Here is an 11,366-nt window from a genome sequence, read left to right on the forward strand (position 1 = left end):
CTCATCGGCCAACCCGCCGGGTTGCTGACGGACTCCCGACTGATCCCGGACCCGGTCTCCGGCCAGGCGCCGAATCGTTCCTGATGCAGGTGCGCGAAGAAGTAACAGAGTTTTTCGCAGTCGGCGTCGAGCACGGCGAGCGCCGGATTCGCCCGGACCGTCTGGTAGAAGTCCCGCCCCATCGCGACGATGAACCCACGGGCGTACAGGAAGCCGTCGTCGGACCCGTCCGTGACCTCGTGGATGTCGGCGCGGTCGATGTCGTACAGCTTCCGCTCGACGACCCGGTCGAGGTCCACCAGTTCCGGACCGGGCAGCCCGGCGCACAGGTCACGCAGGGCGTCGAGGAACGGATCCAACCAGTTGTCGATGGCGTACCGCTCGTCGTCGTCCCCGTCGTGCCCGGGGTCCCGCTCCAGCAGGGCGCGGCGCAGCACCGCCGGCTGCGGACCCAGCCGGGCCCACGCCTGCTCCACCAACGCCCAGAGGCGGTCCTCCTCCTCGACGGTCGGCGTCCGCGACGAGCCAGTGAGATCGGTATCAGTCACCGGCGGAGGTTAACCGGGCCCACCGACAGTCGGACGCCTCCGCCGAGCACGGGAGGCCGGCCACGCCGCAGCCCCGGGACGGGGCGCCGGACGGCTTGCATCGGCTTTCTTACACACCGTCGCCGGCCTGTTCCCGGGCCTGTCAAGATGCCTGGGAGAAGATCGCGGCGCAGTCGCTCAGATCGGGTGGTGGTCCGAGCAACCCTGCTGGTCGCGCCAGGACGTGACCGTGTCCCCCGCTGCGCGGCGTTCGGAGGCGACCCTGGCGGGAGGGCCGGTGAAGGGTAGGTCGACAACTCAGGCCCGGCACATGCGCGTCGAGGTGCTGCACCGCTTCCGCGTACTGGTCGACGGACGGTTCGTGGCGCTGCCGGAGGGCAGCCAACGGTTGATCGGCTGCCTCGCCGTCACCGACCGGCCCCGCCCGCGGACCACGCTGGCCGGGACACTCTGGCCGGAACGCAGCGAGCGGGACGCGCACGCGTCCCTGCGGCAGGCGTTGTGGCGGCTCAACCGGCACGTCTCCGGGCTGCTGGAGCAGGAAAACCAGCACATCGGACTGGCCCGCGGCACCGAGGTGGACCTGCACGAGATCTACCGGCTCTCCGAGGCGGTCACCGACAGCGAGCCGAGGGTCGACCGGCGGGCGGTGCGCCTCCTGGAGGGCGACCTGCTGCCGGAGTGGTCGTACGACTGGCTGGACGGGCAACGCGAGTCGCTGCGCCAGGTACGCCTGCACACGCTGGAGGCGCTCGCGCGCAACGACCTCAGGGCCGGCCGCACGGCGACCGCGTTGGTCGCCGCGCTCGCCGCCGTCGGCCTCGACCCGTTGCGGGAGAGCGCCCAGCGGATCGTGATCGCCGCTCACCTCGCCGAGGGCAACACGTCCGAGGCGGTCCGGCAGTACGGCCGGTTCCGCGATCTGTTGTGGGTCGAGCTGCGGCTGCGGCCCAGCCGTCAGCTCCAGGGGATGCTGCCCCAGCCGGTCGGCTGACCGCCCGCCCCCACGGCGCCCGTGGCGCCGAACTCCCCGCTGCCCGCGGCGGCCGGACCGCCGCCCGACCAGCCGATCCACCGCCGCGCCGCGTGGGCGATCCGCCGGGCCCGTCCGGCGGCCGACCCGCCACCCGGCCCGGCCACGCCCGGCTGCCGCCGGGCCCCGCGGCGACACCGGGGAGACGCGCGGACAACGCGCGGGAGACGGGTCGGCGACGGACGCCGGCGAGAATCCGCACATGAGCGTGCAGACCACATACCCCGGCGTGTACGTCCTCGAACGTCCGTCGGGCAGCCACGCGATCACCGGTGTGTCGACGTCGTTGACCGCGTTCGTCGGCGCCGCCCGCAAGGGCCCCGGCGACACCCCGGTGCCGCTGTCCAGCTTCGCCGACTACCTGCGGCAGTTCGGCGACGTGATGGACACCGCTCACCCGATGGGCCACGCCGTCGGGCAGTTCTTCGTCAACGGCGGCGCGCAGGCCGTCGTGGTCCGGGCGCTCGGCGCGGGCGCGGCCGCGGGCACGCTGGCGCTGCCCGCGGTGAACGGGGTGACGGTGACCCTCACGGCCCGCTCCCGCGGGGCGTACGCGAACGGCAGCGGCGCCGGGACGACCGGGCAGACGGGCCTGTTCGCGGAGGTGAAGGCCGCCGACGACTTCCCGTCGGACCGGTTCAACCTGGAGCTCACCGAGTGGACGCCGGGCGTCGGCGGCGGGCCGGCGACGGTCACCACGAAGGAGGTCTGGCGGGAACTGTCGATGTCCCCCGCCAGCACCCGGTACGTGGTGACGGTGCTCAACGCCAGCACGCTGGTCACCGCCGAGGTCACCGGCACGCCCACCCCGGCGCCCTCGGCCGGCACCTCCACCGGGGCGCTGAGCCCCGCGAACGTCACGGTGACCGGCAAGACGCTGCGCCTGTCGGTCGACCAGGGCCCGGCGAACGACTACGTCCTCTTCCCGGCCGAGGACCCGCCCGTCTCACACACCCTCGCCCAGGTCCGCGAGCACATCAACGCGCCCGGTTCGGTCTGGCCGGTGACCGCCAGCGTGTCCGGCGGCAAGCTCGTGCTGACCAGCAAGACCAGCGACCTGGACAGCGCGGTCGTGGTCGGGCTGAGCGGGCTGAACGACGCGACGGCCGACTTCGGCCTGGGCGTGGCCCGCGGCGGCGTCGAGGTGAGTGGCAGCGCGCCGTACCGGCCGGCCGTCGCCGCGCCGGCCCCCCTCGCCAGCGGCTCCGACGGGGCGACCGTCGGCGCGAACGAGATCGTGTCGGCCACCACCGGTCAGGGCCTGCTCGCCCTGGACACGTTGGACTTCCCCCGGTTCAACCTGCTCTGCCTGCCCGGCGTGACAACCGCGGACACGGCCGCGATCAACACCGCGCTGGACTACTGCCGCCGGCAGAACGCCTTCCTGGTGATCGACCCCGCGCCCGGACTGAACCCGGCGCAGCTGAAGACCGCCGCGAACCTGCTACGGGCGCAGGGCGCGCACGGTGCGGTCTACTGGCCCCGGCTGGTCACCCCCGACGGCGGCGCGGACGGGTGGGGCCCCAGCGGCGCGGTCGCCGGGATCATGGCCCGCACCGACGCGTCGCGCGGGGTGTGGAAGGCCCCGGCCGGGCTGGAGGCCGGCATCGCCGGCGCCGTCGGGCTCACCGCGCCGACCAACGACGACGTCTCCGGCGCGCTGAACCCGCTCGGGCTCAACGTGCTGCGCACCTTCCCCGGCGCCGGCATGGTGGTGTGGGGCGCGCGGACCCTCGCCGGCAGCGACGTGCTCTCCAGCGACTCCAAGTACGTCCCGGTTCGGCGGCTCACCGACTACATCTCGGCCAGCCTCTACCTGGGCACCCAGTTCGCGGTCTTCGAACCGAACGACCCGGACCTGTGGGCGCAGCTGCGCCTGGCGGTGGGGGGCTTCATGCGCGGGCTGTTCCGGCAGGGCGCGTTCCAGCAGTCGGAGAAGCACGCCGAGTCGGACAGCTTCTTCGTCATCTGCGACTCGTCGGTCAACCCGCAGACCGAGATCGACAACGGCCGGGTCAACGTCGTGGTCGGGTTCGCCCCGCTCAAACCCGCCGAGTTCGTGATCATCACCATCACCCAGCTGAGCCAGGCGGGAGAGTGAGATGGCCGAGTTCAGCGTGAACCCCACGCGCTTCGACCCGTACAAGAGCCACATGTTCCGGGTGCGCTGGGACGGCGTGTACGTGGCGGGGCTGTCGAAGATGTCCCCGCTGAAGCGGTCGACGGCGCCGGTGACCCACCGGGTCGGCGGCGACCCCGGCCACGACCGCAAGAGCCCGGGACTGACCACGTACGACGCGGTGACCCTGGAGCGCGGCGTCACCCACGACCTCGCCTTCGAGGCGTGGGCGAACAAGGTGGCCAGCCTGCACCAGCCGGGCATCTCGTTGCCCGACTTCCGCAAGGACCTCATCGTCGACGTGTTCAACGAGGCGAACCAGAAGGTGCTCAGCTACAAGCTGTTCCGCTGCTGGGTCTCCGAGTACCAGGCGCTGCCCGCGCTGGACGCCGCCACGGCGGTGGTCGCCATCCAGAGCATCAAGCTGGAGCTGGAGGGTTGGGAGCGCGACACCTCGGTCACCGAGCCCACCGAACAGAGTGTCTGAGGCGGGGCCCGGTCATGGCGGCGGCACCCGGTCTGGCGCGGCTGGTCGCCGCGCTCGACGACGGCGACGGCCTCCTCGCCCAGGCCGTCGCGGTGCTGCGCGCCGCGGTACCCGAGCCCGACCCGGCGTACCTGCCGGCCGGCACCGCCGACCGGCTGCTGCTCGCCGTGCACGAGCGGGCGACGGGCCGGCCGCTCGAACTCACCGTCGCCTGCCCGGCCTGCGGCGCGCTGACCACCCTGCCGCTGGGCCGGGCCGCCGTCGGCGAGCACCACGAGCGCAGCGCGTGGCGCCGACCCGGAGTCGGCGTACGGGAGCCCAGCTACGCGGACCTGCTCGCCGCCGGGGGCGACCCGCACCGGCTGCTCGCGCTGTGCCGGGTCGGCGAGGGCGCCACACTCGACGACCTGGCCCGGGTCGAGGGGTCGCTGTGCGGGCCGCTGCGCTCGTCGTGCTGCGACTGCGGGGCTCCGCTGGAGGCGGACGTCGACGTGGTCGCGCTGGTGCTGCGCGCCCTCAGCGGCCTGCGGTTCGACATCGACCGGGAGGTGCACCTGCTCGCCTCCCGGTACGGCTGGCCCCTCGCGGTGATCGAGTCGCTGCCGGACGAGCGCCGGCGCAGGCTGGCCGCGCTGGTCGCGGGGACGACGCCGTGAGCGTCCCGCCGGCCGTCGCGCGGCTGGCCGCCCGCGCCACCCGCCCCCCGGTCACCGTCGGCTCGCCGCTCGCCGCCCACCTGGAAGAGGTCGGGGCCACGCCGCCGGCCGTGGCGGCGCCGCCGCTCCCCCGCCCGCCCCGGGTGGCGCTGCCGGTCGACAGCCACCGCGGGGACCCGCCGGCCGGACCGCCGGCTGCCGGCCGCCCGACGCACCCGCCGGCCGAGCCGCCGGGTCGCGGCCGCACCGAACCGGTGCCACCGGCGTCGCCGCGCCCCGCCGCGCCGCACCCCGCCGCGCCGGCCCCGACGCCCCCGCCACGACGGCCCCTGCCGGCCGCACCGGCCCCGCTGCCCACGCCGGGCACGACCACCCGACCCTCCGGTTCCGGTGACGCGCCGCGGACCCCGCCCAGCCCGGGCGTCGGTGCCGCCGTCGTGGCCGTCGGGGCGGCCCCACCCGCACCGCCGACCGGACCCGACGTCCGCTCCGCCGGCCGCGCCGGGTCCGCCGGGTGGGAGAACCCACCGGGGACGGACGCCGCACCGACCCCCCCGCCCGCCGCGCCGGCCCGTACCCCCGACCTCGCGGCGGCGTGGCCCGAGCCGGCCGCGCCCCCGCCGGCCCCGGCGACACCCGGCCCGGGCGCCGCGGCGACGGACCCCGCGCCTCGGGCGGTCGGTGGTCCGCAACCGCATCCGACGGCCCAGCCCGCGCCGGTGCCACCCGTCCAGATCGGACGCATCGAGATCCAGGTCGCTCCGCCGCCGGCCGAGACCGACCCGTTCAGCGGCTGCCGCGCGCTCGAAGGGGGCGTCACCGCCCGGCGAGGGGGTGGCTGGTGACCCTGTTCAGCCCCGGCCCGCCCGTACTGGCCGGAGTGGACGAGGTGCTCCGGGTGTTGACCACGGAGGCGCTGAAGGGACTGGCCACGCCGGTCGGGGTCAGCATCGGCCCGCTCGACCGGCCTGTCGACGGGCCCCGGCTCAACTGGTTCCTCTACCGGCTCGAGCCGGCGCCCGCGTACGCGAACATGGAATCGCCGCAGCACGGCTGGCGGACCCGGCGCGGCCGGCCGCCGCTCGCCCTGACCCTGCACTATCTGCTGACCGCCGACGCCGGTGAGCTGAGCGAGGGCGGCACCGAGGACGACGTGGTGCACGCCGCCCTCTCCGCGCTCATGTCGGCGCTGCACGAGAACGGGATCTTCGGCGCGGACACCCCGGTCGCGACCGGCCCCGACCGCTCCGTCACCGACGTCGCGGCCGCGCTGGAGGGCATGGTCGAACCCCTGCGGATCACCATCGAGCAGGTGCCGATGGAGACCATCACCGCGCTGTGGAACACCGGCTCGCACGCGCTGCGGCTGTCGATCGGCTACCAGGTCAGCCTGGTCACCGTGCCGGCGCAGGCGGCGTACGTGCCCGGGCCGCCGGTGCGGGCCCGCCAGGTAGGCGTGTCGCCGTCACCCGCGCCCGTCGTCGACGACGTCCGCCCCGCGGTGGCCTGGTTCGACCAGGCCCTCACCGTGCGGGCGCACGGCATGACCGATCTGCGTGAGGTGACGCTGGGCCGGCTGCCCGGCGACCCGGACGACCCCACCGACGGGCGTCCCGACCCGGCCACCACGCACAGCACCGGGCCGTGGCGGCTCACCGCCACCCCGACGCCGGACGGCCTCAGCCTGCACCTGCCCAACGGGGAGATCGTGCCCGGCGCCCGGCCCGTCACGGTCACCAACCTCGTCAACGGGCTGGCGGCCGGCAGCGGGCAGGCGACGGTGACCGTGGCGCCGGTCGTGGTGTCCGCCGCCGCGCCGCTGGCCACCGGCGCGACGGCGACGCTGTCGGTGCGGCACGCCACCGACGGCGGTCAGGCGTTCTTCGGCGGGCGAGCGGTGCCGTACAGCAGGTTGTCGGCGACCTCGATCGAGGTCGTCGTGCCCGCCCTGCCGGCCGGCTCGGCCGGCGCGACGGTTCCGGTGAGCCTGCGCTGCGGCACAGTCGCCGGACCGGCGACGGAGCTGGCGGTGGCGCCGTGAGCACCGCGACGGTCGAGGCGCCGGCCCGGGGGATCCCCTCGGCGCTGGCCGACCCACGCCTGCTCGCCTGGCGGCACCTCTTCGTGGCCGGCGCCGCCGACGTGCTGCGCCGCTACCGCGAGGCGTGGGCCGACCCGACGCTCGACGACGCCACCCGCGCGGTCGCCGCCGTCGGCGTCGTCGACCCGCGCCCCCGCGTCGCGCTGCTGCCGCTGCCGGCCGAGGGCGAGTTCGCCGAACTGGTCCGGGTCACCGGCATCGACAGCGGCGCCGAAGCGGTGCTGGCGATCGCCTGGTGGGCGGCGGTCGAGCCGCAGGTGGCCATCGTCTGCGGCTGCGTGCACGACGACGCCGGCCGCCGCCGGCCGAGCCTCGGCCTGCTCGGGCACGTCCTCGCCGGGGTGGGGGTGATCGTGCCGCTGACCGTCGGCGCCGACCACCCGCTGGTCCGTGGCGGCCTGCTGGACGCGCCGGTCGACCCCGACACCCCGGTCCGGCTGCCCACCACCACCGTCGCGGCGATCGCCGGCCAGCGCCCCGCACCACCGGCCCCGGCGGGGGTCGCGCCGCGGGTGGCCGCCGCAGCCACGCGGATCGCCGCGCTCCTCGACGCGGGCGTCCCGGTGCTCGCCCGCTGCGAGGTCGCCGACGACCGGACGCCGCTGCGCGACGCCGTGGCCGCGCGGCTCGGCCTCGCGCCGGCCCCCGAGGTACGGCCGCCCGCGGTCGCCCGGCTGTTGCTGCGCCTCGGGCACGAGCTGCCGGCCGTCCTCCTCGATCCGGGGGACGCGCCGCCGGACGGGACGGTGTTCGCCGTCGGCGCCGCGAACGAGCCGGGCCCGTCCGGCTGGCACGTCGTCGAGCTGGCCGCGCCGACGCCGGCCGCCGCCGAACACGCCTGGCGGCGCGCGCTGCGGCAGGCGGGCGTCACCGCGACCCCGGACGAGTTGGCCGACCTGGTCGGTCGGCTGCCGCTCGCCGAGCCGGCGATCGCCGCCGTGGTGGGCCGGGCCCGGGCGGCGGCGGTCGTGGACGGCCGGGCGGCGACGGCCCGGGACGTGGCCGCCGCGCTGCGGACCCAGCCCCGCCACGACCCGGGCGGGTTCGCCCGCCGGCTGCCGGCGACAACCACCCTCGACGACCTGGTCCTGCCCCCGGCGACCCTGGCCGCGGTGCGGGACCTGATCGCGCACGCGCGCCACTCCCCCGCCGCGCACGACCGGCTGGGGTTGACCGACCGGCGGGGGCGGGCCGTCATCGCGCTGTTCCACGGGCCGTCCGGCACCGGCAAGACGGCCGCGGCCGAGGCGGTCGCCGCAGCGATCGACCGGGATCTGTGGGTCGTCGACCTGGCCCGGGTGGTGACCAAGTGGCTCGGGGAGACGCAACGCAACCTGGACACCGTGCTGCGCGACGCGGCGACGGCCGGCGCCGTGCTGCTGTTCGACGAGGCGGACGGGCTGTTCGGCAAGCGGGGCGAGGTCACCGACGCCCGGGACCGCTACGCCAACCTGGAGATCGACCATCTGTTGCAGCGCATCGAGGCGCACACCGGGGTGGTCGTGCTGACCAGCAACCGTCCGTCCGCGCTGGACGACGCGTTCGCCCGGCGGATCCGCCTCGCCGTCCGGTTCGACCTGCCCGACCACGGCGAGCGGGAACTGATCTGGCGCCGACACCTGCCCGACGTGGACATCGCGACGGTCGCCCGCGAGGAGCTGTCCGGGGCCACCATCCGGGCCGCCGCGCTGGCCGCCACGGTCAGCGCCCTCGCCGCGGGCACCGAGGTACGCGCCGAGCACCTGCACGCGGCGGTGCGCCGCGAGTTGGAGAAGAGCCGCCGTCCACCGACCGCCCGGAGGCACCCGTGACCGACATCCAGGTGACCGTCGACCAGCCGCCCGAGCCGGGCCTGCTGCGCGCCGCCATCGCGGCGGCGCTGGCCGGTCGGGCCTGGCCGGACGGGCCGGAGGCGGCCGTCGCGCGGGCGGTCGCCGACCACGCGACGGGCCACGACCAGGAATCGAGGAGCCGGCCATGCTGATGCGCGGGATGCTGCTGTCCTTCTCCGACCCGGTGGCGGGGATGGTGCCGAGCCTGGTGCCGTTCCAGTACAGCCCGGCCGAGGTGACCCGGGTGCTGCGGGTGCAGTCCGGTACGTCCGGCGGGTCGGGGCTGCGGGTGGGCGGGCCGCCGGTGGAGTCGTACACCTTGAAGATCGAGCTGGACGCGCTGGACGCGATCGACAAGCCGATCACCGGGGCGCTCGGTATCGGACCGATGCTGGCGACCATCGAGGGGCTGCTGGAGCCGGGCGGCGGCGGGTTGGCGGCCCTGGTCGGGGCGGTCGCCGGCGCGCTCGGCGGGGGCGGTGCCGGCGCCCCGCCGGTGCCGGCGCCGTCGCTGCCGCTGGTGGTGCTCGCCTGGAGCCTGGAGCGCATCGTCCCGGTCCGGGTGGACACCTGCACCATCCACGAGACCGGCTTCGACGCGTTGCTGCAGCCCGTGCAGGCCACCGTGGACCTGTCGCTGACCGTGCTGCGGGCCCGGGACCTCAGCGAGGAGATGAAGCTGGCGAACGTGCTGGCGACGGCCTACCAGGCGGTCCGTACCGCGAGCGCCACCGTCGGCATCGCCCAGGGCGTGGAGCTGATGCTGTGACCGGCCGGTACGCGGACCAGCCGCATCTGGACGTGCCGCAGGACGACGGCACGACGCGGCGGATGTCGACGCCCCGGATCAGCGTCGCGCCGCGGGCCGACGTGGTCTACCCGGCCCGGGCCGGTGACCGGCTCGACCTGCTCGCGGCGGCGGCGCTGAACGACAGCACCCGGTGGTGGGTGATCGCCGACGCCAACCCGGCCGCCGACGCGCTCACCCTGGAGGAGCCGGGGACGATGCTGGCGGTGCCCGATGCCTGAGACACGCACCGTGATCACGGTCGACGGCGCGCCGCTGACCGCGCACCAGCTGGAGCTGGTGCAGAGCGTCAGCGTCGAGGAGTCGCTCGGCGGCCCGGACAAGGCCAGCGTCACCGTCGCGATGGACACCGACAACCACAGCGCGTGGCGCAGCTCGCTGGACGCGCTGGTCGCGCCGGCCACCCCGTTCACCGTACGGCTGAGCCGCGGCGGGACCAGCTACGAGATCGACGCGCGCAGTGTCAGCGCGAACTGGAGCTTCACCCCGGGTGGGCTGTCCACGCTGACCGTGGAGGGCATGGACCGCAGCGTCGAGCTGGACCGCCGCGACGTGCAGCGGTTGTGGCAGGACACCACCGACGCGACGATCGCTCGGACGCTGTTCACCGAGCACGGGCTCGCCGCTCAGGTCGACGCCACCCCGGCCGGGACCGACTCGGCCACCTACTCGCCGCAGCAGGACGGCACCGACTGGGCGTTCCTGCGCGGCCTGGCCGGGCGCAACGGGTTCGACCTGCGCGTCGAGTCGATCGGCGGGGTGGTCACCGGGGTGTTCCAGCGGATCGACCCGACCGCGGCGGCGCAGACCACGTTGCGGCTGGGCTACGGCGAACTGGGCGGCCGGGCCACCGCGTCCGTTCAGCTGCTCGCCGGTCAGGAGGTGCACCTGACCCGCACCGTGCCGGGCACCACCGACACCGACGTGGCGAGCGACCCGGGCACCGGGCACGCGATGGGCCCGCGGTCGCTGGGCGGGGTCACCCTGATCCGTACCCACGCCGCGGCCGGCGTCAGCGCGCTGGACGCCCAGACGACCGCGACGGCGATGGCCGAGCGCAGCGCGTTCGGCGCGTCACTGTCCACCACGCTGACCGCACCCGACATGCCGCTGGTGCGCGGCCGGCGCACCGTCGCGGTCGCCGGGCTCGGGCCCACGCTGGACGGCCTGTGGCTGGTGAAGTCGGTGCGGCACACGATCACCCCGGGCGGGCACACGCAGGCGCTGGGCCTGATCCGCAACGCGCTGGGCAGTGGCCCGGCCGGCGGCGTGGCCGCCCTCGCCGCGGCGGTGGCGCTGTGAGCGCCGGCCGCGTCGGGCTGTTCCCGGCCACGGTGCACGACAACGACGACCCGGAGCAGAAGTGCCGGATCAAGGTGAACGTCCCGGAGTTGCTGGACGGCCCGACCGGTTGGTGCCTGCCCGCGCTGCCGTACGCGGGAGACGGGTGCGGCTTCGCACTGGTTCCCCCGGTCGGCGCGGCCGTGCTGGTCCAGTGGCCGCGCGGCGACCTGTCCGCGCAGCCGGTCTGGTCGGGCGCGAACTGGAGCGCCGGCCAGCCGGTGAAGGGCGCCGGGCCGAACACGGTCGTGCTGCTCACCCCGGGCGGGCACCGGCTCGAACTGTCCGACGACGACGGTGCGCTGACCGTCACCTGCTCGGCGGGTCCGGTCCTCACGCTCGACGGCGACGGCGTGCGGATCGACAACGGGTCGGGGGCGACCATCGTCATGCAGAACGGGCAGGTCGACATCAACGACGGCGCGCTGGTGGTGAAGTGAC

The 11,366-nt window shown here is 75.6% G+C and carries 13 protein-coding genes; 12 read left to right on the plus strand and 1 reads right to left on the minus strand.

Annotated features, from left to right (window positions below; genetic code table 11):
* A partial coding sequence (locus tag ACL02O_RS18485; RefSeq protein ID WP_412819333.1) for a DUF4240 domain-containing protein occupies positions 1-548 on the minus strand: 548 nt, incomplete at its 3' end.
* 310 nt (positions 549-858) lie between these two features.
* Here ACL02O_RS18485 and ACL02O_RS18490 point away from each other — a divergent pair.
* The 12 genes from ACL02O_RS18490 to ACL02O_RS18545 all read left to right on the plus strand — a co-directional run bounded on the left by ACL02O_RS18490 (position 859) and on the right by ACL02O_RS18545 (position 11,365).
* Positions 859-1,542 (plus strand): AfsR/SARP family transcriptional regulator, encoded by a 684-nt coding sequence (locus ACL02O_RS18490; protein WP_412819334.1) that lies wholly within the window; start codon positions 859-861, stop codon positions 1,540-1,542.
* Positions 1,543-1,783: 241 nt separating this feature from the next.
* Positions 1,784-3,682: a phage tail sheath subtilisin-like domain-containing protein gene (locus ACL02O_RS18495; RefSeq protein WP_412819335.1), complete on the plus strand. Its 1,899-nt coding sequence runs from the start codon at positions 1,784-1,786 to the stop codon at positions 3,680-3,682.
* Between the two features lies 1 nt (position 3,683).
* Positions 3,684-4,187: a phage tail protein gene (locus ACL02O_RS18500; protein ID WP_412819336.1), complete on the plus strand. Its 504-nt coding sequence runs from the start codon at positions 3,684-3,686 to the stop codon at positions 4,185-4,187.
* A gap of 14 nt (positions 4,188-4,201) precedes the next feature.
* Entirely contained in the window at positions 4,202-4,843 is a 642-nt protein-coding gene (locus tag ACL02O_RS18505) for a hypothetical protein (protein ID WP_412819337.1), read from the plus strand.
* The gene (locus ACL02O_RS18510) at positions 4,840-5,688 is read left to right on the plus strand and encodes a hypothetical protein (RefSeq protein WP_412819338.1); all 849 of its coding nucleotides are present in this window, start codon (positions 4,840-4,842) and stop codon (positions 5,686-5,688) included. Before ACL02O_RS18505 ends, ACL02O_RS18510 begins: the two co-directional genes overlap by 4 nt.
* Positions 5,685-6,884, plus strand: a complete 1,200-nt coding sequence (locus ACL02O_RS18515; RefSeq protein WP_412819339.1) for a Pvc16 family protein — start codon at positions 5,685-5,687, stop codon at positions 6,882-6,884. Before ACL02O_RS18510 ends, ACL02O_RS18515 begins: the two co-directional genes overlap by 4 nt.
* Positions 6,881-8,755 carry an ATP-binding protein gene (locus tag ACL02O_RS18520; RefSeq protein ID WP_412819340.1) on the plus strand — a complete coding sequence of 625 codons (1,875 nt, stop codon included), beginning with the start codon at positions 6,881-6,883 and terminating at the stop codon, positions 8,753-8,755. The genes ACL02O_RS18515 and ACL02O_RS18520 overlap by 4 nt, the downstream gene beginning before the upstream one ends.
* The gene (locus tag ACL02O_RS18525) at positions 8,752-8,928 is read left to right on the plus strand and encodes a hypothetical protein (protein ID WP_412819341.1); all 177 of its coding nucleotides are present in this window, start codon (positions 8,752-8,754) and stop codon (positions 8,926-8,928) included. Before ACL02O_RS18520 ends, ACL02O_RS18525 begins: the two co-directional genes overlap by 4 nt.
* Positions 8,922-9,545 (plus strand): hypothetical protein, encoded by a 624-nt coding sequence (locus tag ACL02O_RS18530; RefSeq protein WP_412819342.1) that lies wholly within the window; start codon positions 8,922-8,924, stop codon positions 9,543-9,545. The genes ACL02O_RS18525 and ACL02O_RS18530 overlap by 7 nt, the downstream gene beginning before the upstream one ends.
* Positions 9,542-9,805 carry a hypothetical protein gene (locus ACL02O_RS18535; protein ID WP_412819343.1) on the plus strand — a complete coding sequence of 88 codons (264 nt, stop codon included), beginning with the start codon at positions 9,542-9,544 and terminating at the stop codon, positions 9,803-9,805. Before ACL02O_RS18530 ends, ACL02O_RS18535 begins: the two co-directional genes overlap by 4 nt.
* Positions 9,798-10,886 carry a phage late control D family protein gene (locus ACL02O_RS18540; protein ID WP_412819344.1) on the plus strand — a complete coding sequence of 363 codons (1,089 nt, stop codon included), beginning with the start codon at positions 9,798-9,800 and terminating at the stop codon, positions 10,884-10,886. Before ACL02O_RS18535 ends, ACL02O_RS18540 begins: the two co-directional genes overlap by 8 nt.
* Positions 10,883-11,365, plus strand: a complete 483-nt coding sequence (locus tag ACL02O_RS18545; protein ID WP_412819345.1) for a phage baseplate assembly protein V — start codon at positions 10,883-10,885, stop codon at positions 11,363-11,365. The genes ACL02O_RS18540 and ACL02O_RS18545 overlap by 4 nt, the downstream gene beginning before the upstream one ends.
* Position 11,366: the final 1 nt, after the last annotated feature.

This window comes from Micromonospora mangrovicola, from assembly GCF_047200535.1.
In the GTDB taxonomy this organism is placed as follows: domain Bacteria; phylum Actinomycetota; class Actinomycetes; order Mycobacteriales; family Micromonosporaceae; genus Micromonospora.